Here is a 19,397-nt window from a genome sequence, read left to right on the forward strand (position 1 = left end):
GCGGCGGCGGACACGCCCGTTAGCAGGGCTAGCGGGCGGAGTCAGTCACGGGTCAGTCGCCCGGTTCCGGGTTTGCGGTTAGAGGTTCCGGTGGTGTTCGATGAGCCAGCGCGCCATCTGCTGGGCCCGCTTGGAAGCCAACAGGTCCCCCTCGGTGGCCGAGATGATGGAACCTTTCATCAGAATGTGCCAGGAGCGCGAAAATTCCTCGGGACGGTCCAGTCCGGCCTCCTCGGCCAGGGCCTGGATGTGACCCCTGATGCGGCTGAGGTAGTCGATGCTCGCCTTCCCCAGGGGGTGGCCGGCGCCCATCTCAAGAAGGACGTTGATGAACGAGCAGGCCTCGAAGTCATCACGCTGGAACCAGTCGCCGAAAACGTCAAATACCGCGAGCAGCTGCTCCTCGGGGGTGGTGCCCCGCTTCCGGGCCTCCCCGACAATGAGGTCCACGGTCCACACCTGGTCGCGTAGCTCCAGGAAGGCCAGCACCAGGGCGTCCTTCGACGGAAAATGCCGGTAGAAGGTGGCCTTCGAGACCCCCGAGCTGTTGATCAGCTCGTTGACTCCGACTCCACGGATGCCCCGACTGGAAAATAGCTCGTAGGCAGTGGCAAGAATACGGTCCACCGGCTCATCGCGGCCGACCATGGCTGTAGCGGGCAATAACGTAGGACCCGCAGCATCGTTGACAGTCATGATAAAAGGATTTTACACCGCGGAGGGGCGGACAGACCGGTCTGCCTCAGTGCATTCCATTCCTATATGACTGTCTGCGGTCCCGGCGCCGTGCCGGCCGCGCGCATTGGCCAGTGCGCTGGCCGCCGCCTAGTCCTGCCCGGGGGCACCGGGTCCACCTACGGATGAAGGACGCGGTCCGCATCATGGCGTGCCGAGAAACGGCTGTCCAGTGCGTGGACCAGGCTGCGGAGCGTGGCACTTTCCTGCGTGTTGTTTGCCAGCCTGACTATTGCCGAGGCAGCATGGGCAAGCTTGATGTTGTGGTGCTGGCTGTAGGCGGAGAGCCGTTCGAAGGCGGCGTCGGAACCGATGTGCAGAATACCCATCAGGATGCCCTTGGCCTGTTCAATCAGGCCCCGAGTGCCAATGGCACCGGCAATGGCATCGCGGGCAGACCGGTCCGTTTCCAGCTGGATCGTCCTGGTGAGATCCAGCACGAAGCCCTCAACGTAAAGTATTTTCCCCTCGCGGTCGGCAACACCTTCCCCCGCGGCGAGGACGCGGCGCTCCCGCCGACGTGCGTCGAAGAGGCGATGGTAGTTGGCAAAGAATCCTCCCCGACGGCACACGTCCTCAAAGATCTCCCTGCACGGCTTGCGGTCGTCGGGATGCGTGTGGGACACCACCAGGCCCAAAGTCGGCACAACCTCACCGCGGCGGTAGCCGTGGATCTGGTAGATCTGTTCAGACCACTCGAGCTCCCCGGAATCCACTTCGTAGTGAAAGGTCCCAGCGGGGCAATCTTCGCCGACCAGTGCGCTGGAGTAGGCCTGCAGTGCCTTCAGTTCGGCCATGGACGCGCTACCTGCCCAGCCGGGTATCGCGGATCACGACGCCGGTCAGCACGAGCTCAGCCCGACCTCACCGGTCCGCGAGTCCAGAGCCTGCCGCCACCGCGCAATCAACTGCTGGTTCCGGACGACGGCCCTTCCGCCCAGGAATCGTGCGGCGGATGGGATTCGAATGCGTGGCGGCCGGCCAGGAGACCCGGGCGCGCCATCACGAACCGACCTCCCTGGCGCGTGCGCCTCAACGGCGCGTGCCTCATTGGTGCTGCGGTGCACAACGGCCGCCTGTGAAAGCTTGCCTTCCGCGGACCGGTCGACGTCGTCGCTCTGCGGTTTCGCAATTTCTGTCACGTGCCCCATGCCGGCGTACTCCCGCACGGCGGCGATCCCAGCCACAGCTGATCGCTTGTCTGGGAAGGACCTGGAGAGGGCCATGATGGTCCCGTCCGGGGCGGTCAGTCGGAATCGGTAGGAAGTGTCGGAATCGGTGAACAGTTCGAACATGCCGGTCATAGAACCCTCCAGAAAGCTGAGACCCGATTGTTCCCGGCGACGCCGTTGTCACCGGGAACAGCCTGCATCCACCCGTACGACACCAGCCACACAAAGGGGGCCGGATCTAATTGATGAATTCATGAAAGTCTGAACTATGGTCCTGACCTGCGCAAGAGGTAACACTTTGTCTACCGGAGGCGCGACACGGCGGCGACATGGCGGTGTCCGGGCGCTAGGATGTACGTGCGAGCGGGCCAATAGTGACCGTTGCGAGACAGACTTTTCTGTCTCGCAAATGCAAGATTTATTGCGACGGGTTCTGCGCAGACGCGCGGCTCAGAAAATGTGAATGTGAAGGAGGGAAGCCCCGATGCCGGATGATATTCCCGCAGGTATGGCCCTCACCGATGTGAAGGCCGAACTCTTCAAGTCCCTGGGCCACCCTGCTCGAATCCAACTGCTGGAAATGCTCGCTGACGGGCCGGTTGCCGTGAGCAGGCTGCGCGACGGCACGGGCCTGGAGCCCTCCAACCTCTCCCAGCATTTGAGCCTGCTCCGCCGCCAGCGACTGATTGTCCCCTCCCGGCGCGAAGGGCGGCTGTTCTACGAACTGGCCAGCCCTGAGGTGAATGTCCTGCTGGCGGCTGCCCGATCCCTGCTCGGCACTCTCCTCCACACCTCCGGTTTGACCCTGAGCCCCCTGGGCGGGGCCCAGGACGTAGCGCGGGAAGACGCGCGCGAAGAGGCAATCCGCTAGGTCCCGGCACACCCCCCGGAAGGCAGCTTGCCTTCCAGGTCGTCGCCGGCCCGGCCCGACCGGCCGGCGCCTACCATCTCGGTGAAGCGCGGGGGGGAACGAGCGTTCTGTTCACCCTGGATATGCAGCCCAAGGGGCTCATGAAGCTCGTGGGCCCGATGACCGTGGGCCCGATGATCGTCCGGACAGTGAACGCCGAGGTCGCCCAGCTGGTCAACCTCAAGAAGGTTCTCGAATCCGCCTAGCGACAGCGTACGGCGCGGGGCCGATGCCGCCCACGCAACGGGCCGGGGCCATACGTCAGCCCGGGGTCAGGACGCAGAACTCGTTTCCCTCCGAGTCAGCGAGGCACACCCACGGCACATCGCCCTGGCCGACGTCGGCGATAGTGGCGCCCAAAGCCCGCAGCCGGGCCACCTCTGCTGCTTGATCGTCCCCTGGGTACGGCCTCAGGTCGAGATGGACACGGCCCCACACCGACCGCACGGCGGGCGTGCGAAGAAACTCCAGATATGGCCCGACGCCGTTGGCCGAACGCAGCCTCGCATGATCGTCAGTCACCTCGTGCAGGGTCCAGTCCGTCGCCTCGCCCCAGAACCGGGCCATGGCCCGCGGATCCGCACAGCTGACTACCACCGCGGCGATCGGCCCGGTGTCCCGGTAGATCGCTCGAGGCTCCAGCACGCGGAACAGGTTGCCCTCCGGGTCGGCCAGGACCGTCCACGGCACGTCACCCTGGCCCACGTCGGCGGGCGTCGCACCAAGCTTCAACAGGTGCTCCACCAGCTCTTCCTGGTGGGCCGCAGAAGTTGTGTTGAGATCGAGGCGCGTGCGGTACTTCACCGTCTCGGGGTCCGGGACGGTGACGACATCGACGCAGAAGGCAGCGGGGTCCGGGTGGACGGAGCCCACGGGTTCGACATTGGTCACACCGGGTCCCTCGCTGGAAATACCCCAGCCGAGCGCCTCCGCCCAAAACCGGCCGAGCGCGGAGTCATCCCGAGCCTTGAAATTCACCTGAACAAGTCGCAGCGCCATACCGCCTGACCCTATACCCCGGCATTTCCCGGCATAGGCGGACACTCCCTAGCGAAGAGTGGGAAGCTGTCCGCCGAGAACCTGCAGCACCGCGCGGTCTGGAAGGTATTGACCGGCTCGCACGCATCAGGAAGTCTCGAAGGAGTCCAGTCCAAGGACATCGCGGCCGCCCCGGCCTGTCCGCAGATTTTGCACACCACCAACGCGAGGAGATCCCCGATGGGAACCGCCAGTTTCACCGAACTGCTGACCCGCCAAGTCGGCAACGAATTTGCCGCCTCCCACCAATATGTCGCCGTGGCCGCATGGTTTGACGGGCAGGACCTTCCGCAACTGGCCAAGCATTTCTACCGGCAATCGCTCGAAGAACGCAACCACGCCATGATGATGGTCCGCTACATCCTCGACCGCGGCCTGAAGATCGAGATCCCCGGCATCGATCAGGTCCGGAACGACTTCGCGAACGTCGAGGAATCGCTCGCCCTTGTCCTCGCGCAGGAACTTGAAGTCACCGAGAACATCAAGGCAATCTTTGCCGCCGCCAGGGCTGAAAACGACGCCCTGGGCGAACAATTCATGCTCTGGTTCCTCAAGGAGCAGGTCGAAGAAGTCGCCTCGATGACCACGCTGCTGAACATTGCCCGCCGCGCAGACAACCTCTTCGACGTCGAAAACTTCCTGGCCCGTGAACGCGTCGGCGACCAGGGCGGCATCGGCGGGCACCACGGATCCGGCGGCCATCACACCGGGCAAGCCGGAGGGAACCACGACTCCGGAACACCGGAGGCCGCCGGCGGAGCACTCTGACCGCCGGCGCCATGGCACGCATTTTCATTACCGGCTCAACCGACGGACTCGGCCTCGCCACCGCCCGGGCGCTCATCCACGACGGCCATGAAGTCCTGCTGCACGGACGCTCCAGGGAACGCGCGGCCGCCCTCGCTGGACTCGCCCCGCTAGCGGCCGGCGTTGTTATTGGTGACCTCAGCAGCGCCGCCGAAACCCGGGACCTCGCCGAACAGGTCAACGCGCACGGGCGGATGGACGCCGTCATCCATAACGCCGGTGTCTACCTTTCGGCCGGGCGGATGGCGACCCCGGAGGGACACTCCCGCACGCTGGCCGTCAACGTGCTCGCACCCTACCTGCTCACCGCGATGATGGCTCGTCCCGGCCGCCTGATCTACGTCAGCAGCGGCATGCACCACGGTGCCGGCAGCAGTCTCCAGGACATCGACTGGATCGAACGGCGCTGGAATGCCGGCGCCGCCTACTCAGAGAGCAAGCTCTACGTCTCGGCGCTCTCCGCCGCAGTGGCCCGCCGCTGGCCCTCCGTGCTCAGCAACTCCGTCGACCCCGGCTGGGTTCCCACCAAGATGGGTGGCCCCGGCGCGCCCGATGACCTTGCAATGGGCCACGACACCCAGAGCTGGCTGGCGGTCAGCGAGGACCCCGCCGCGCTGGTCTCCGGCGGCTACTGGCACCACCGCCGGCAGCGGAAGCCCGCCCCCGAGGTCACCGACTCGGGCTTCCAGGACAGGCTCACCGCCAAGCTTGCCGAGCTCACGGGCATCACGCTCGCCTGAGCCGAAGACCATGGAATTTCGGCCCCCTTCCCGCGTTGCCGCCCCAGCCGGTCCCGGCGGGTGTGGCGGTGCGGCGGCCAGTCCCCCGGCTGGTCTCTATCCTGAGTTCCACCCGGCGGCTTACGCTGGTCGCATTCGATGAACTCGGTTGTGTCTCAGCTGAGTATCGAACGCAGTCGGCACCATGTGTTTCAGGTGCCGGTTCAGCGAGGCGAGAGGGGGGCCTGGGATGTCGCAGGCGGATAGGACGTGGACACCCGAGGATCAGGGCTGGCTCCGGGAAAACCTGCGGGAGGCCATCGACCACCTGGTGGAGATGGGCTACACGGTGCGCGGCGGGCAAGGGGAGGATCCAGAACTGATCCACCCCGGCGGTTCGGCCGTGCAGACGTGGCGGGAGGACTACCCCTACGAGGAACGGATGTCCCGCGAGGAGTACGAGCTGGAGAAATACCGGCTCCAGGTAGAGCTGCTCAAGTTCCAGTACTGGGGCCAGGACCAGGAGTTGCGGCACGTGATCGTCTTTGAAGGCCGGGATGCGGCCGGCAAGGGCGGCACCATCAAACGCTTCACCGAGCACCTGAATCCCCGCTCGGCCCGGGCGGTGGCACTGAGTAAACCTTCCGACCGTGAACTTGGCCAGTGGTACTTCCAGCGCTACATCCAGCACCTGCCATCGGCCGGGGAGATCGTGATGTTCGACCGCTCCTGGTACAACCGGGCGAACGTGGAGCGGGTCATGGGCTTCTGCACGGAGCAGGAGTTCGACACTTTCATGGTTCAGGCGCCGCTCTTCGAGAGGATGCTGGTGGACTCCGGGATCCACCTGACCAAGTTTTGGTTCTCGGTGACCCGCCATGAGCAGCGCACCCGCTTTGCGATCCGGCAAATAGACCCGGTGCGGCGCTGGAAGCTCTCCCCCATAGACCTGGCCTCGTTGGACCGGTGGGAGGAGTACACGGCGGCCAAGGAAGAGACGTTCGTGCGAACCGACACGGACCACGCACCATGGATCACCATCAAGTTCAACGACAAGAAACGCGGACGGATCAATGCCATGCGCTACTTCCTGAACCAGTTCGACTACGAGGACAAGGACACATCAGTGGTCCACAGCCCTGACCGGCTCATAGTGCGTCGCGGCCGTGAAGCCGCGGGCGACTAGCGCGCCCCCATGATTGGCGAGCGCCCCGCAGCGGGCCGGGTGGCGACTCCGGACGGCACTGTGGCCGGCCTGGCCGACGTCGGCGACAGATCTGTCGCCGGCGGGAAAGGGGTGAACCTGGGCGACCTGATACGGGCCGGTTTTCCGGTGCCTCCCGGGTTCGTCATCACCACGGCGGCCTATGGATTGATGCTCGAAGAGACGGGCTTGGCCCAGACCCTCAGCGGCCTGTTGCGGGAAGGGGCGGAGGGAGAACGGATCAGGGCAGCTTTCGGCGGTGCGCTCATGCCGGCGGGCATACGCGGCGCGATCACTGCCGCCTACCGGCGCCTGGGATCCGGTAGGGTGGCCGTCCGTTCGAGCGCCACGGCCGAAGACCTCCCTGGAGCCGCCTTCGCCGGTCAGCAAGACACCTTCCTGAACGTCGTCGGAGAACAGGCGCTCCTCAGGGCGGTCGAAAGTTGCTGGGCGTCGCTGTGGACCGACCGGGCGATTTCCTACCGGGCCCGGCAGGGCGTAACCGCGGACGGCCTGGCGATCGCCGTCGTCGTCCAGAGGATGGTGGACGCAAACGTCGCCGGAGTGATGTTCAGCGCGGACCCGATCACGGGGCGACGGGACCGGATCCTCCTGGACGCCGGCCTGGGTGTGGGTGAGGCTGTCGTCTCGGGCACTGTGACCCCCGAACACTTCGTGATGGACCGACGCGGCAGGCTCTTGAGCTGGCAGCCCGGGGGCGCTGACGCACTCACCGGCGCCGGACCCGTTCCCGGCGCCAGTGCCAGTGCCGCCATGGACGGGACCAGCAAGCCTGCGCTGGCGAGGGACCAGCTCGCCCGGCTGGCAGAACTTTGTGGCCGCGCCGTGGACCTTTTCGGCGTCCCGCAGGACATCGAATGGGCGGTGTCCGGCGGCAGGGTGTTTGTGCTGCAGGCACGACCGATGACGGCGTTGCCGCCCGAGCCCGCGGACCTGAACTTCCTGCAGAAGAGAATCGGCCCCACGTATGTCGAGATGTTCAACGAGCGGCCCTATCCGCTGGATGTTTCCGGGTGGCTTCGACTCGGGCTGTTCGACATGCTCGGGCAGATGGCCGGCAGCATCGGCGTTGGCTTTCCCGCCGTCGCGCAGATCCTTCCCGAAGCGGACGGCGTGGTGGTCCGGCTGGTGCCGCCCGTACCCCGCCCCACGTTCAAGATCCTGGGCGCGCCGGTGCTGATCCTGGCCAGGAGTCGGCGCTTCAAACTGTCGCACTGGACCAGCGACGCCCGGCTCACGGCCTATCTGGCAGAGGTGGACAGGCTGAACACGCAGGACCCCGGTCAACTGGACTGGCCCCAGACCCTCCAGCACGTGCGCCGCATTTTCGCGGGGCTGTCACCGGTCACCGACCTGCGCGTCTCGTATTTTCCCGGCCTGCTGATCTCCCAGGCCAGGCTGAGATCGCTGCTGCTTCTGCTCGGCCAATCACGGCTGGCCCCCGCCCTGGACGCCGGCGCACCCACCCAAACCAGCGCCGCGAACCAGGAATTGGAAACCCTGGCCGGCCTGGTGCGCGACGACCCCGGCCTGCGGGCCTTGTTTGAAAAGCCCGGCGCCCCGGATCTGGCGGCCATCCTGGCCAACCCACGGTACACGGACTTCGCGGGCCGTTTCGACGACTTCCTACGCACGTATGGCCACCGGGAGACGGCCAGCGTGGTGCTGAGCAGTTCACCCACCTGGTCCGAGGTACCTGAGGTTGTCCTGGGACTGGTCAAAGTCCTGATTGATGCCCCGCCCGCGAAAACAGACCAGACCGGCAACGCACTCCGGATACTCCTGGCCCACCCGGCCATGAAGAACCCTCGGTTCCGGAGCCTGGTGCTGAACGCAGTCGAGCAGGCCAAGGCAGGAATGGCGTTCCGGGAGGACACGCACTTTTACGCCACGGCGCTCCTTCCCCCGCTGCGCAGGTCCCTCCTGAGCCTCGGCCAGCGGTTGCAAGCTGCGGGGATCATCGACCGGCCGGACGAGGTCTTCCACCTCCGGTTCGAAGAGCTCTGCGCCATGGCCGACCCTGCCCGCCTCACGGGAGCCGAACGGGCCCGGTGGCGCAGCCTCGTGATCGCGCGCACCGCCAAGCGCCGCGACCTCGCAGCGGTTCCGCTCCTGGAACTGAGCGATCTTTTCGGGGAGGCGGCGCAGGACACGGATGCGCTCGTGAAAGGATCGGGCGCCAGCAGGGGCACGGCCACCGGCGCGGTGCGCGTCATCTTGCAGCCGGCGGAATTCGGGAACCTTCGCAGCGGCGAAGTCCTCGTCTGCCCCTACACCAACCCGTCTTGGACACCCCTGTTCCAGCGGGCCGCCGCCGTCGTGGTGGACACCGGAGGGATAGGCTCGCACGCCGCCATCGTGGCCCGCGAATATGGCATTCCCGCCGTCATGGGCACCCGCAACGGCACCGGCATCCTCACAACAGGCCAGCGCGTCACCGTGGACGGCGGCACCGGGCTGGTCATCCCCGCCCTGCAGCCTCCCGCCGTGTAGCTAGGACGCGCTGCCCAGCGCGCTGCGGGTCGGGGCTTCGGGCGCGCTTTCCCGTTCCTGGGTTGCAGCCCAACTCGCCAGGAGACGTACCCGCTCCGCGGTGGGTGTGCCGGGTTCAGCCGTGTAAATCAGGAGGGTCCAGCCGGGGTCGGCCATCAGCTCGGTGCCTTCGAAGAGGAATTCGAGGTCACCGACAATCGGATGGTGGAACCGCTTAATTCCGGTGGCGTGGCGGCGGACATTGTGATCGCCCCACTTGGCCCGAAACTCCTCACTGCGGGTGGACAGTTCGCCGACGAGATCCTGGAGGTCCTTGTCGTAGGGGTCGCGGCCCGCCTCGGTTCGAAGGATCGCGACGATCGCATCGGCCGCGGCATCCCAGTCCAGATAGAACAGTTCGGCCTTCCCACGATCCAGGAAGGCGTGCCGGGCCAGGTTCACGGGCCGTTCTGCAGCGGAATAGGCGTCGACGTGGAGTGCCCGGCCGAGGATATTCGCGGCGATGATGTCCAGCCGGCCGTTGCGCACCAGGGCTGGGCCGCCCGTTATCGCGTCGAGAGCCAGCTGAAGGCCGGAACGGACCGTCGGGCTGCGAGGCGAACGGCGCTTTCGGTGCCCCGGCGACGTGTTCGCCGCGCGGGCGAGGTCGAAGAGGTGGTCGCGTTCGGCGTCGTCCAGCAAGAGAGCATCCGCGATGGCATGAAGAACCGCGTCCGAGGCGCCGGCGAGGTCCCCGCGCTCCAGCCGCGAATAGTACTCAACACTCACGCCGGCCAGAAGCGCGGCCTCGGTGCGTCGGAGCCCGGGGACCCTCCGGTTCGTGCCAGGGGCCAGTCCCACTTGCTGCGGCTGCACCTTCGCCCGCCGCGTCGTGAGGAACTCACGAACTTCTTCCCGGTTCTCTGCGGTCATAGGACAACACTAGGAGGTGTTCGGGGCGCATGGGGTTCCCTGGCAGGGCACCCATAGTTGTGAACTGGGTGTGAACGCGGCCGACGACGTCTTACAGTTCCGCGGTAATTGCAACCAGGCGGCCGGCACCCCGACAATGGTCCTCATGACCGCCGTAACCCTGCTGGCCTTTGCCGGGCTGTGCCTGCTGCTTTCCGTCACCCCGGGCCCGGACACCTTCCTGGTGCTCCGGATCTCGCTGCAGAGTGCCGGGGCTGGCCTGGCCGCGGCGTTCGGCTCGGCGCTGGCCTCCATGGTCTGGGCGGCGCTGGTGGGCGTGGGACTCGCCGCCGTGCTGGAGGACCCCGCGGAAGTGTTCCGGTGGCTGAAGATCGCAGGCGGGTTATACCTCCTGTACCTGGGTATCTCGTCGCTGATCCGTGCCCGCGGCAGGTCAGCCACCGCCACAACGGTCGGGCACCCTCCGCGCCGCAGCCACAGCCGAAGGGCAGGGTTTGGCGCCGGCGCACTCTCCACACTCCTGAACCCCAAAGTCGGCCTGTTCTACCTCGCCGTCGTGCCGCAGTTCATTCCGCACGGCGGCAACACGCTGGACACAGCCATGGTGCTCGGCGCCATCGAAAGCGCCATCGGCTTCCTCTATCTGGCGGCCGTCGCCATCGCGGCGGCGAAAGCAATGGCATGGCTGCAGCGCCCCCGCGTAAGCCGGTGGCTCGAACGCGGTAGCAGCGGCATCATCGCCGCACTCGGCCTGGGCGTGCTGGCGTCCAGCACCAGCTCGTAGGCCGCCGGAGGGCTCGTCCGTTTCCCAGACTTCAATGTCGGTGCCGGCGTGTGACAGATCATGGAACGTAGGCCCGCTTCAGCCGGTTTCGCCGGAGCGGCCGTGGGACAGTCCGGTGGGGAATCCGACGAGCACCGGTTCAGGAGCCGCGCAACACGAGGACTCTGATACCGCGGGGGCGGCCGGGACGTCGCAGCTGGTGCCGGCGTCGGAGGAGCACACGCCGGTTTCAGGGAGTTCGAGCTGGACGGTGTCGGCCGCTTCGCGGTCCCCGGCCAGGGCGGCGACGACGGAACGGACCTGTTCGTAGCCCGTGGCCAGCAGAAACGTTGGCGCGCGGCCGTAGGACTTCATGCCAACGATGTAGAAGTCCTTGTCCGGGTGGGCCAGCACCGCGGCGCCGTGCGGGGGGACGGTGCCGCAGGAATGGAACTCCGGGTCGATGAGCGGGCCGAGTTCTGTGGGTGCTTCGACGGCGGGGTCCAGGTTCAGGCGGAGTTCACGCAGAATGTCCAGGTCCGGGCGGAAACCGGTGCAGGGAACGACGACGTCGGCCTCAAGGATGCGGCCGTCCACGGACTCGACCGTGACGTGCGAGGCGAGAGATTTCAGCGAGCCGATGCCAAAGCCGGTGTGCAGTTCGATGCTTCCTGCCTCGACGAGGCGGCGCAGGCGGGCACCGAGCTGGCCGCGGGCGGGCAGCCCGTCGGCGTCGCCACCACCGTAGACCTTCCCGGCGGACCCGCCGCGGACCGCCCAGAGGATCCGGGTGTCCGGTTCATCCTTGGCCAGGTCCGCCAGGCTGATCAGGGTGTTGGCGGCGGAGTGACCGGCGCCGACTACCAGGACGCGGCGTCCGGCGAACGCGGCACGGCCGCGGCCGGTGACATCCGGGAGCGGGGCGGAGATCCGGTCCGCGGCGGAGTCTTCGCCGATGGCGGGGAGCCCGGAGGTCCCCAGCGGGTTGCGGGTGGACCAGGTGCCGGAGGCGTCGATGACCGCGGCCACGGTGTGGTCGCGGGTTTCTCCGTCCGTGTGCTGGACCCGGAGGACGAACGGCGTGCTGTCGCGGTTGCGGGTGTGGGTCTTGTCCATGCCGGCGCGGGTCACGGCGATGACCCTGGCGCCGGTCTGCAGCTTTGAACTGATGGCCGGGAGGGCGGCCAACGGGGCGAGGTAGTCATCGATGAGTTCTCCGCCGTAGGGCAGGGCCGTGGGGCGGGGCGATTTCCAGCCGGAGGCTTCGAGCAGGCGGGCGGCGGCGGCATCGACATTGAACCGCCACGGGGAGAACAGCCGGATGTGGCGCCACTGCTCAATGGCCGCGCCCGCGGACGGGCCGGCCTCGAAGATCAGCGGTTCCAGGCCGCGTTCGATCAGGTGGGCTGCGGCCGCCAGGCCCACGGGCCCGGCGCCGATCACTGCAACGGGAAGGTTCTTCGCAGAATCCATGGTTTCCTCTGTTTGATCCATAGGTGTGGTGGTTCAGTTGGGAGAAGCCTGCAGGTCCAAATCTCCCAATGCTCAGCGGGGGCTATTTGGCGACGGTCGTGAGCGACGCGATCAGGTCCTCGATGCGGGTCTTGATCTCGTCGCGGATCGGGCGGACGGAGTCCACGCCCTGCCCGGCGGGGTCTTCCAGGACCCAGTCCTCGTACCGCTTGCCGGGGAAATAGGGGCATTCGTCACCACAGCCCATGGTGATGACGACGTCGGATTCCTTCACAGCCTCGGTGGTGAGGATCTTCGGGATCTCGGCAGACATGTCGATCCCGAGTTCGGCCATGGCCTCCACGGCCGCCGGATTGACCTTGTCCGCGGGCTGGGAACCGGCGGACCGGACCTCGATCCGTCCCTCGCCCAGGGTAGTCAGGAAGGCGGCGGCCATCTGGGAGCGGCCGGCGTTGTGGACGCAGACGAACAGGACGGAGGGCTTCTTGGCGGTTTCGGTACTCACGGGTTTCTCCTGGAATCAGTTAGGTGTGGATCGGTCTTGATGAGGTCGTCGTCCCGCACCACTCTTGACTGCGTAGACATTGATGCTTGTCGATGCTTGAAGTATCGAACTATAAATCGATACTTGTCAATATTGGTGGATTTCGGGTTTTAGGCGGCGATCACGCGGGGTGCGAGGCCGTTGATGCGGTGGACGATATCCGTAAACGCTTGCTCGAAGGCTTCATCGGTACCCAGGCGCAACGGGTCCGACACGGACCAGTGCACACCGCCAAGGCTGGCCAGTTCCTCATGGGCGTTGTCGCACACGGTCACCACCAAGTCCCCCTCCCCCACCACGTGCTCCAGCTTGCGCGGTGGAACGTCTGCCAGATCGACGCCGTGGCGGCGGGCGACCTCGATGGCCCCCTGGGCGATGCTCTCCGCGGGATGCGTTCCCGCCGACGTCGAGGGGATTTCGCTGACACGCCGCCAGAGCGCGGCGGCCAGCTGGGACCTGGCACTGTTTCGAGTACAGACGAACAGCAGGCGGCGGGCCCCGTGCTCAGCCCCGGGCACCAGGCCTTCCAGGGCGCCGGCAACAAGCCGAACATAGCTGCGGCGCCGGTCGGCCTCGGAGCGGTGGCGGGTTGTCAGCCCGGCCTCTTCCAGGGCGCGCAGGTGATGGGAGAGCAGATTCGACGGCACCCCCAGCTCCGCCTGCAGTTCCGTCGGGGAGAAGTCACCCAGAGTCAGCAGATCAACGATGCGCAGGCGCGCAGGATCAGCGAGGGCCGCGTGCTTGGCGACCCTCGCCCGGAAAGCGCCTGCTGCCTCAATATTCATTGGTTCAATTTTGATTGAGGCAATTCTTTCAGTCAAGCTGTTGCCATGACTTCAAACCAGCCGCCGTTATGGCGCCGCGCCACCGCCGAACTGCTCGGCACCAGCCTGCTCGTGATGATCGTCGTCGGCTCCGGAATCGCCGCCCAGCAGCTCTCCCCCAATGACCCAGGCCTGCAGCTGCTCCAGAACAGCACCGCCACCGTGCTCGGCCTGACGGTGCTGATCCTTGTACTCGGGCCCATGAGCGGCGCGCACTTCAATCCGGCGGTCTCGGCCGCCGACTGGATCCTGGGCCGGCGTAATGGCACCGGATTGAGCCTGCCGGAGCTTGGCACCTATGTGGTTGCCCAGACTGTGGGTGCGGTCGGTGGCAGCGTGGTCGCGAACGCAATGTTTGAGGTAAGCACCTCCATCTCCACCAAGGAGCGTGCAACCACGGGACACCTATTGGGCGAGGTCGTCGGTACCGCCGGCCTCATCCTTCTCATTTTCGCCCTCGCTGCCACATCCCGTGGCGTTCTCGCGGCACCGGCGGTGGGCGCCTACATCGGGGCCGCCTACTGGTTCACCTCCTCGTCATCGTTCGCCAACCCGGCCGTCACGGTGGGCCGAATCTTCACTGACACCTTCGCCGGCATCGCACCCGCCTCCGTTCCCGGCTTCGTCGTGGCACAGATGGTCGGCGCGGCAGCGGGTCTCGGACTCCTCCTGATCCTGTTCCCCTCGGCGGCCCGCACCGCGGACGACGTCGTGCTGGCGCACAGTTCCGAGCCAGCCCGCACCTAGCCTCGCCGGCAGCCGGGTGACTCCTCACACTCGTATACATTGATGATTATCAATATCCGGGCATAATAGGTACATGAACTTGCTCCCTGTCCTCGAACCGGCCACCGGTGAAACCTGCTGCACCCCGGCAGGAGTGACTGCCCTCGGTGCTGAGGAGGCGAAGCAGAAGGCGCTGGTCTTCAAGGCGCTGGCCGACCCGAACCGGCTGCGGCTGCTCTCCATCGTCAAGGCCGATCCGTCCGGCGAATCCTGCGTGTGCGACCTGACCGAACCGCTGGACCTTGGCCAGCCCACCGTCTCCCACCACCTGAAGATCCTGGTCGACGCGGGGCTGCTGCACCGCGAAAAGCGCGGGACGTGGGCGTATTACTCCCTGGTTCCCGGCGCCCTGGAGCGGACAGCCGGACTCCTGGCGGCCCTGTGACCGCGCTCGAACTGTCCGCGGTCACGATCCGCGCCATGCACCACGGCGACTGGCCGGCCGTCCAGGGGATCTACCGTGAGGGAATCGCCACCGGCCACGCCACCTTCGAAGTAGAGGCGCCCGACTGGGACCGCTTCAACGCTTCGAGGCTGCCGCGCCACCGGTTCGTCGCAGAGGCCGCAGACAGCCGGATCCTTGGCTGGGCCGCCGTCGCCCCCGTCTCTGCCCGCCCTGCCTACGCTGGCGTGGTGGAGCACTCCGTCTACATCGCAGCCGATGCACGCGGTCGCGGCCTGGGCGCGGCGCTGCTGCAAGCCCTGGCAGACTCCACGGAGAGTGACGGGATCTGGACCATCCAGGCCAGCGTCTTCCCCGAAAACGAAGCCAGCCTCAAACTCCACTTGGCCAACGGCTACGTCGTCGTCGGGCGCAGGAGCCGCATCGCCAGGATGGCCCACGGCCCGCTTACCGGACAGTGGCGTGACACCGTCCTGATCGAGCGCCGCTCCTCCGCCATCTGAACGGTCCACTGGGACCCGGCAGGCCTACAACTCAGTGCTTCCGGGAGCCAACGTCGATGCCACATCCTGTGGTCCGGGCCCGGTTCCGCAACCCTCACAGCAGCCCGAACCGGCGCCGGGCGCAGGATCGGCCCCAGGTTGAGATGCCTCACCGGCATTCGCCCCGTGCGGAACGGCGCAGCAAACATCTCCGCGCCAGGCGTTGATGCCCTCGCGGACGGCGATCGCGGCAATGACCAGGGCTGCGCCGGCGTCTGCCCACCACCAGCCCAGGGTGCTGTTCAGCACCAGGCCGACGAGAAGGACCGCAGAAAGATAGGTACACAGAAGGGTCTGTTTGGAGTCGGCGACCGCCGTCCTGGAACCCAGCTCCCGGCCTGCCCGGCGCTGCAGCCAGGAAAGGACGGGCATGATGGCCAGGCTCAGGGCGGCGATGACGATGCCCGGGACGGAGTGCTGCGCCTCGCCCCCGCCGGTGAGGGACAGGACGGAATCTGCGGTGACGAAGGCCGCCAGGGCAAAGAACGAAATGGCGATGATCCGCAGCGTCAGGTGCTCACGCCGCTCCGGATCCTTGGCGGAGAACTGCCAGGACAGCGCCAGTGCCGACGCAACCTCGATCACGGAATCCAGTCCGAACCCGATCAGCGCCGAAGAGTCCGCTACGCCGCCCGCCCACAGGGCCACGACGGCCTCGATCAGGTTGTAGGTGATGGTTGCGGCGGCGAACAGCCGGATCCGCCTGGTCAGGACAGCCCGGCGCTCAGGCGCCGGCGCGTGCAGGAGGGCCGTCATGCCAGGCACGTCCCGTCCGGCGCGCAGCACGACGGGTCGACCGCGAGTACCACGCCGATCAGGTCCTTGATGGCATGGCCCAGCCGGGCATCAGCAAGTTCATACCGGGTCCGCCTGCCATCGGGAACCGCAACCACAAGCCCGCAGCCGCGAAGACAGGTCAGATGGTTGGACATGCTCTGCCGCGATACCCCGAGGGAGTCGGCAAGATCGGACGGATACGCCGGCGCGTCTGCCAGGGCCAGCAAAGTACGGGCCCGGGTAGGGTCCGAAACCGCGTAGCCGAACCGTGCCAGCACCGGGGCATGCGTGAGGGTCTCCATGAATCCAAAGTACAGCCGTGCATGTATTCACGCAATGATGTACATGACGAAGGCCAGGAAGCGTGCAGGGCAAATGGCTTGGGCGCAACGGCCGCCGCGGGTAGCGTGACCACCAGGCAGGTCCTGCCGCGGCTGCGGCCGACACACCACAAGGAGGAGGGCCCATGTGCCGACTGTTCGGCCTGCACGCCGGGCCTGGTCCGGTCCGGGCGACGTTCTGGCTCCTGGACGCCCCGGACAGCCTGTCGGCCCAAAGCCGTCGGGAGCCCGACGGCGCCGGGATAGGCACCTTTGACGCGAACGGCAGGGCCCACGTGGCAAAGCAACCGCTTGCGGCGTGGGAGGACCACGCCTTCGCGCGCGAGGCCCGGGTCCTCAAGAGCACCACGTTCCTTGCCCATGTGCGGTACGCCAGCACCGGCGCACACACCATGGTCAACACGCACCCGTTTGAACAAGACGGGCGGCTGTTCGCCCACAACGGCGCCTTCGGCGACCTGGGGCGGCTCAATCAGCGCCTGGCAGAACTCGGCGTCGCGGATCTGGTGCACGGCCAGACGGACAGCGAACGCCTCTTTGCGCTGATCACCGCCGAGTGCCGGCGCTCAGGCGGCGATGTCGGGGAAGGCATCACCCGGGCCATCCGGTGGGTTGCCGAGGAATTGCCCGTCTTCAGCCTGAACTTCATCGTGACGACGGCGACCGACCTTTGGGCGGTCAGGTACCCGGCCACCCATGAGCTGCACGTGCTGGAACGCAAGCCTGCCGCGGGCGCCGAGCCGGCACCCCTGGATGCACGGAGCGCCCGCATCCACGCACACAGCCGGGATCTGTCCCGTTCCGCGCACGTCCTTATCGCCACCGAGCCCATGGATCCCAACCCGGGGTGGCGTCCCATGGATCCCGGCGAAATGGTGCACGTTGGTCCGGATTTGGCCGTGACGGCCACGTTCCCCTTCCCGGAGGCGCCGGCGCATCCACTGACCCTCGCGGACCTTGACCCGTCCGCGGCGGCGTCCCAGAAGCCCTGACCGCGGCCTGTCCGGACTTCGGGGATCGCCATGCCCCTGCGTCGCTGGGCGAGCGAACGAGCGCCCCGTGATCTACGACATTCGTGCGGTGTGCAACGCCGTCCCCGGTCGAAGTGCGGCGGGCTACCGGGTCAGAGGAGCGGTCAAACCTGCTGTCGAGATTCGTGGGGTCAGTTTGCTCGCGGCAGGAACGGGAAATGGGAAACCGAGATTGGCAAGGCGGCCCCGGACCTGATTCTGGGCCTGGCAGTCCTGTACGCACTCCGTGGCCGGGTTGGCGACCTCGGTAGCGTCCTCACCAGTCACCATTCCCATCCGTCCGCCGCTGGCCACGTCCCAGATGGACATGCCGCCGCAATGGTCCCGGGTTTCAGCGAGGGCGAGGTTGTTGGTGAAGTCCGCGCCACAGTCCGGCTGCCGAACGCGGGTGGCAACCTGCGCGCTGTCGCGCACCACGAACTTGGCGGAGACCGCGTTGCCGATGTTGACCCGGGGCGCCACCCGGGCACAGAACTGGCTCGGCGGTCCGGCCTGAACGCTGGTGCACGCGGAGCCGAGGAATTGCCCGAGCCTGGTGCGGAAGTTGGAGTTGTCGAAATAGAAGGCACCGGCCGCCAGCCGGTGCACGATGAGCGTCCTGGTTCCGTCGCCGCGCTCGGGCTCCATCTGGAACAGTCCACCGGAGGCGCAGTCCTTAGCCTGGATCGTCATCGACAAGCCGCCAGTCCCGGTTCGGGACATCACCACGTCCGTGTCCTTAACCTTCAGCGCTACGGCACTGGTAAATTTCAGGCCGCGGTGGTCCGGGATCTTGCTCGCATAGACCGGCGTTGCCCGGCCGCCCGTGAGGTCCAATTCATTTGCCGCGCCGGTGAAGGCATAGTTGTAGATGGCAAAATTGGCGGGATCGACGTCGAACTGGACATACTTTCCTTGGACCCGGAACCGGTTTCCCGGAGCCGCCACGGCGCCGTCGAAGTCGCCGGCCTTACCGAGGACGCGGAACCCCCCGTCCGCACATCCCTTCGACGATGCGGCCTCCGCGGGGACGGTGGTAGCGACGAAGCCGACGCCAGAGGCCGCCAGGGCGACCGCCACAACCGCTGACCGGAATTTCCAATTTGGTCCGTACTTGCCAATGCCCATCAGATCCTCCTTGCCGGCCGGCATCGCAGAACCCAAGAGAGAGTTCCCGTCCCGTCAACCGGAGCCAGACTATGGCGTGCCGTTGTGCCGGAAGAAGCAACATGACCGCTACTGGACGCATCTTGTCCAGTTCTTGGATTTCCAGGCCGATCGCGGGATCTGCCTGGAACTCCACGGATTCGGCCGGCCACAGCAAGGCCCGCAGCAATCCGCTGTCGGGACCCCTCTACCGACGAGGAATCCCAGCAGGTGGATCAGGGAAGACGCACTCAGCTATCTCGCCGCGAGCCGGTCGGCGTTGTTGGTCATCCGTTCGAGGACGCTGACAGCCATGGCGTACTCATCGGCTCCGATGCCTGCCGTGAGCTCATGGCGGGTCGCTTCGACCAGCCTGGAGGCCTCCGAATGCAGGGCGTAGCCGGCCCCGGTCTGGGCGAGGCGGCCATCGAGGAGGAAAACGAGCTCCCTGCGAACGAGCGCGGCCAGGTCGCGTTCCTGTCCGCCGTCGCCAGTGTCGAAGGGGCGCAAGAAATCCCATATCTCCGCCGGAGTTGCGGGTGCCGAGCTCAACAAGTTGAGGACCTGCCACTGCCGTCTGGTCAGGTGGACGCGGGCCAGCGTGGAATCGAGTTGTGCCTCCAGCGCCGCGTCCAGGCGCTTGACCCAGTATCCGATAGGCCTGTTCACCTTGCCATCGTCGCAGGAGCGTCATACCCGGGCAAGGCGTTCCGGCGCGCCCCAGAGGAGAGCCACCTCAGCGCTCGGGACTGCCCTGGCGGCCATAGGCCCCCGCCC

The 19,397-nt window shown here is 66.6% G+C and carries 22 protein-coding genes; 10 read left to right on the forward strand and 12 right to left on the reverse strand.

The window, feature by feature from the left end; translation table 11 throughout:
• Positions 1 to 78: 78 nt before the first annotated feature.
• The 3 genes from AC1DDO_RS03250 to AC1DDO_RS03260 form a co-directional block, all read right to left on the reverse strand.
• Positions 79 to 648: a TetR/AcrR family transcriptional regulator gene (locus AC1DDO_RS03250; protein WP_441409072.1), complete on the reverse strand. Its 570-nt coding sequence runs from the start codon at positions 646 to 648 to the stop codon at positions 79 to 81.
• 206 nt (positions 649 to 854) lie between these two features.
• Complete coding sequence (locus AC1DDO_RS03255; RefSeq protein WP_476868477.1) at positions 855 to 1,532, reverse strand: PAS and ANTAR domain-containing protein; 678 nt, start codon at positions 1,530 to 1,532, stop codon at positions 855 to 857.
• Between the two features lie 45 nt (positions 1,533 to 1,577).
• The gene (locus tag AC1DDO_RS03260) at positions 1,578 to 2,039 is read right to left on the reverse strand and encodes a YegP family protein (RefSeq protein WP_476971426.1); all 462 of its coding nucleotides are present in this window, start codon (positions 2,037 to 2,039) and stop codon (positions 1,578 to 1,580) included.
• 352 nt (positions 2,040 to 2,391) lie between these two features.
• Between AC1DDO_RS03260 and AC1DDO_RS03265 the strand changes: the two genes are divergently transcribed.
• Positions 2,392 to 2,778 carry an ArsR/SmtB family transcription factor gene (locus tag AC1DDO_RS03265; RefSeq protein WP_441408910.1) on the forward strand — a complete coding sequence of 129 codons (387 nt, stop codon included), beginning with the start codon at positions 2,392 to 2,394 and terminating at the stop codon, positions 2,776 to 2,778.
• 300 nt (positions 2,779 to 3,078) lie between these two features.
• Here the strand turns inward: AC1DDO_RS03265 and AC1DDO_RS03270 are convergent, their stop codons facing one another.
• Positions 3,079 to 3,816, reverse strand: a complete 738-nt coding sequence (locus AC1DDO_RS03270; RefSeq protein ID WP_476868476.1) for a VOC family protein — start codon at positions 3,814 to 3,816, stop codon at positions 3,079 to 3,081.
• A 219-nt stretch (positions 3,817 to 4,035) separates the two neighbouring features.
• On the opposite strand from AC1DDO_RS03270, the gene AC1DDO_RS03275 reads away from it, so the two are divergent.
• From AC1DDO_RS03275 to AC1DDO_RS03290, 4 genes are all read left to right on the forward strand, one after another.
• A complete protein-coding gene (locus tag AC1DDO_RS03275; RefSeq protein ID WP_476868475.1) occupies positions 4,036 to 4,623 on the forward strand; it encodes a ferritin in 588 nt (195 codons plus the stop codon).
• Between the two features lie 11 nt (positions 4,624 to 4,634).
• Positions 4,635 to 5,402, forward strand: coding sequence for an SDR family NAD(P)-dependent oxidoreductase (locus tag AC1DDO_RS03280; protein WP_476868474.1), 768 nt, complete (start codon positions 4,635 to 4,637; stop codon positions 5,400 to 5,402).
• Between the two features lie 229 nt (positions 5,403 to 5,631).
• On the forward strand, positions 5,632 to 6,567 hold the full coding sequence (gene ppk2, locus AC1DDO_RS03285; RefSeq protein WP_441408914.1) for a polyphosphate kinase 2: 936 nt from the start codon (positions 5,632 to 5,634) through the stop codon (positions 6,565 to 6,567).
• Between the two features lie 9 nt (positions 6,568 to 6,576).
• Positions 6,577 to 9,099 (forward strand): PEP/pyruvate-binding domain-containing protein, encoded by a 2,523-nt coding sequence (locus AC1DDO_RS03290; RefSeq protein ID WP_476868473.1) that lies wholly within the window; start codon positions 6,577 to 6,579, stop codon positions 9,097 to 9,099.
• Here the strand turns inward: AC1DDO_RS03290 and AC1DDO_RS03295 are convergent, their stop codons facing one another.
• A complete protein-coding gene (locus tag AC1DDO_RS03295) occupies positions 9,100 to 10,011 on the reverse strand; it encodes a helix-turn-helix transcriptional regulator (RefSeq protein WP_476868472.1) in 912 nt (303 codons plus the stop codon).
• Positions 10,012 to 10,156: 145 nt separating this feature from the next.
• Here AC1DDO_RS03295 and AC1DDO_RS03300 point away from each other — a divergent pair, with 145 nt between their 5' ends.
• Complete coding sequence (locus AC1DDO_RS03300; RefSeq protein WP_476868471.1) at positions 10,157 to 10,795, forward strand: LysE family translocator; 639 nt, start codon at positions 10,157 to 10,159, stop codon at positions 10,793 to 10,795.
• A 78-nt stretch (positions 10,796 to 10,873) separates the two neighbouring features.
• Here AC1DDO_RS03300 and AC1DDO_RS03305 read toward each other — a convergent pair whose 3' ends face one another.
• The 3 genes from AC1DDO_RS03305 to AC1DDO_RS03315 form a co-directional block, all read right to left on the reverse strand.
• A complete protein-coding gene (locus AC1DDO_RS03305) occupies positions 10,874 to 12,247 on the reverse strand; it encodes an FAD-dependent oxidoreductase (protein ID WP_476868470.1) in 1,374 nt (457 codons plus the stop codon).
• Positions 12,248 to 12,329: 82 nt separating this feature from the next.
• Positions 12,330 to 12,752 carry an arsenate reductase ArsC gene (locus tag AC1DDO_RS03310; protein ID WP_390202580.1) on the reverse strand — a complete coding sequence of 141 codons (423 nt, stop codon included), beginning with the start codon at positions 12,750 to 12,752 and terminating at the stop codon, positions 12,330 to 12,332.
• Positions 12,753 to 12,901: 149 nt separating this feature from the next.
• Entirely contained in the window at positions 12,902 to 13,576 is a 675-nt protein-coding gene (locus tag AC1DDO_RS03315; protein WP_476971427.1) for an arsenate reductase/protein-tyrosine-phosphatase family protein, read from the reverse strand.
• Between the two features lie 45 nt (positions 13,577 to 13,621).
• Here AC1DDO_RS03315 and AC1DDO_RS03320 point away from each other — a divergent pair, with 45 nt between their 5' ends.
• The 3 genes from AC1DDO_RS03320 to AC1DDO_RS03330 all read left to right on the forward strand — a co-directional run bounded on the left by AC1DDO_RS03320 (position 13,622) and on the right by AC1DDO_RS03330 (position 15,307).
• Positions 13,622 to 14,362, forward strand: a complete 741-nt coding sequence (locus AC1DDO_RS03320; protein ID WP_476868467.1) for an aquaporin — start codon at positions 13,622 to 13,624, stop codon at positions 14,360 to 14,362.
• A gap of 73 nt (positions 14,363 to 14,435) precedes the next feature.
• Complete coding sequence (locus AC1DDO_RS03325; RefSeq protein ID WP_476868466.1) at positions 14,436 to 14,786, forward strand: ArsR/SmtB family transcription factor; 351 nt, start codon at positions 14,436 to 14,438, stop codon at positions 14,784 to 14,786.
• 35 nt (positions 14,787 to 14,821) lie between these two features.
• Positions 14,822 to 15,307, forward strand: a complete 486-nt coding sequence (locus AC1DDO_RS03330) for an N-acetyltransferase family protein (RefSeq protein ID WP_476868523.1) — start codon at positions 14,822 to 14,824, stop codon at positions 15,305 to 15,307.
• 24 nt (positions 15,308 to 15,331) lie between these two features.
• Here the strand turns inward: AC1DDO_RS03330 and AC1DDO_RS03335 are convergent, their stop codons facing one another.
• A complete protein-coding gene (locus AC1DDO_RS03335) occupies positions 15,332 to 16,102 on the reverse strand; it encodes a cation efflux transmembrane domain-containing protein (RefSeq protein WP_476971428.1) in 771 nt (256 codons plus the stop codon).
• A complete protein-coding gene (locus AC1DDO_RS03340) occupies positions 16,099 to 16,425 on the reverse strand; it encodes an ArsR/SmtB family transcription factor (protein ID WP_441408923.1) in 327 nt (108 codons plus the stop codon). The genes AC1DDO_RS03335 and AC1DDO_RS03340 overlap by 4 nt, the downstream gene beginning before the upstream one ends.
• A gap of 164 nt (positions 16,426 to 16,589) precedes the next feature.
• Between AC1DDO_RS03340 and AC1DDO_RS03345 the strand changes: the two genes are divergently transcribed.
• Positions 16,590 to 17,456, forward strand: coding sequence for a class II glutamine amidotransferase (locus AC1DDO_RS03345; protein WP_476971429.1), 867 nt, complete (start codon positions 16,590 to 16,592; stop codon positions 17,454 to 17,456).
• A 123-nt stretch (positions 17,457 to 17,579) separates the two neighbouring features.
• Here AC1DDO_RS03345 and AC1DDO_RS03350 read toward each other — a convergent pair whose 3' ends face one another.
• A complete protein-coding gene (locus AC1DDO_RS03350) occupies positions 17,580 to 18,602 on the reverse strand; it encodes a hypothetical protein (protein WP_476868463.1) in 1,023 nt (340 codons plus the stop codon).
• A 273-nt stretch (positions 18,603 to 18,875) separates the two neighbouring features.
• Complete coding sequence (locus AC1DDO_RS03355; protein ID WP_476868462.1) at positions 18,876 to 19,289, reverse strand: MarR family transcriptional regulator; 414 nt, start codon at positions 19,287 to 19,289, stop codon at positions 18,876 to 18,878.
• Between the last annotated feature and the right edge of the window lie 108 nt (positions 19,290 to 19,397).

The sequence above is a fragment of the Arthrobacter sp. 10N43 genome (genome assembly GCF_056394525.1).

What these genes read in the sequence shown, in the direction of transcription:
- AC1DDO_RS03250 (WP_441409072.1), bottom strand. Translation starts at nt 648, where the DNA reads ATGGTCGGCCGCGATGAGCCGGTGGACCGTATTCTTGCCACTGCCTAC.
- AC1DDO_RS03255 (WP_476868477.1), bottom strand. Translation starts at nt 1,532, where the DNA reads ATGGCCGAACTGAAGGCACTGCAGGCCTACTCCAGCGCACTGGTCGGC.
- AC1DDO_RS03260 (WP_476971426.1), bottom strand. Translation starts at nt 2,039, where the DNA reads ATGACCGGCATGTTCGAACTGTTCACCGATTCCGACACTTCCTACCGA.
- AC1DDO_RS03265 (WP_441408910.1), top strand. Translation starts at nt 2,392, where the DNA reads ATGCCGGATGATATTCCCGCAGGTATGGCCCTCACCGATGTGAAGGCC.
- AC1DDO_RS03270 (WP_476868476.1), bottom strand. Translation starts at nt 3,816, where the DNA reads ATGGCGCTGCGACTTGTTCAGGTGAATTTCAAGGCTCGGGATGACTCC.
- AC1DDO_RS03275 (WP_476868475.1), top strand. Translation starts at nt 4,036, where the DNA reads ATGGGAACCGCCAGTTTCACCGAACTGCTGACCCGCCAAGTCGGCAAC.
- AC1DDO_RS03280 (WP_476868474.1), top strand. Translation starts at nt 4,635, where the DNA reads ATGGCACGCATTTTCATTACCGGCTCAACCGACGGACTCGGCCTCGCC.
- ppk2 (WP_441408914.1), top strand. Translation starts at nt 5,632, where the DNA reads ATGTCGCAGGCGGATAGGACGTGGACACCCGAGGATCAGGGCTGGCTC.
- AC1DDO_RS03290 (WP_476868473.1), top strand. Translation starts at nt 6,577, where the DNA reads ATGATTGGCGAGCGCCCCGCAGCGGGCCGGGTGGCGACTCCGGACGGC.
- AC1DDO_RS03295 (WP_476868472.1), bottom strand. Translation starts at nt 10,011, where the DNA reads ATGACCGCAGAGAACCGGGAAGAAGTTCGTGAGTTCCTCACGACGCGG.
- AC1DDO_RS03300 (WP_476868471.1), top strand. Translation starts at nt 10,157, where the DNA reads ATGACCGCCGTAACCCTGCTGGCCTTTGCCGGGCTGTGCCTGCTGCTT.
- AC1DDO_RS03305 (WP_476868470.1), bottom strand. Translation starts at nt 12,247, where the DNA reads ATGGATTCTGCGAAGAACCTTCCCGTTGCAGTGATCGGCGCCGGGCCC.
- AC1DDO_RS03315 (WP_476971427.1), bottom strand. Translation starts at nt 13,576, where the DNA reads ATGAATATTGAGGCAGCAGGCGCTTTCCGGGCGAGGGTCGCCAAGCAC.
- AC1DDO_RS03320 (WP_476868467.1), top strand. Translation starts at nt 13,622, where the DNA reads ATGACTTCAAACCAGCCGCCGTTATGGCGCCGCGCCACCGCCGAACTG.
- AC1DDO_RS03325 (WP_476868466.1), top strand. Translation starts at nt 14,436, where the DNA reads ATGAACTTGCTCCCTGTCCTCGAACCGGCCACCGGTGAAACCTGCTGC.
- AC1DDO_RS03330 (WP_476868523.1), top strand. Translation starts at nt 14,822, where the DNA reads ATGCACCACGGCGACTGGCCGGCCGTCCAGGGGATCTACCGTGAGGGA.
- AC1DDO_RS03335 (WP_476971428.1), bottom strand. Translation starts at nt 16,102, where the DNA reads ATGACGGCCCTCCTGCACGCGCCGGCGCCTGAGCGCCGGGCTGTCCTG.
- AC1DDO_RS03340 (WP_441408923.1), bottom strand. Translation starts at nt 16,425, where the DNA reads ATGGAGACCCTCACGCATGCCCCGGTGCTGGCACGGTTCGGCTACGCG.
- AC1DDO_RS03345 (WP_476971429.1), top strand. Translation starts at nt 16,590, where the DNA reads ATGTGCCGACTGTTCGGCCTGCACGCCGGGCCTGGTCCGGTCCGGGCG.
- AC1DDO_RS03350 (WP_476868463.1), bottom strand. Translation starts at nt 18,602, where the DNA reads ATGGGCATTGGCAAGTACGGACCAAATTGGAAATTCCGGTCAGCGGTT.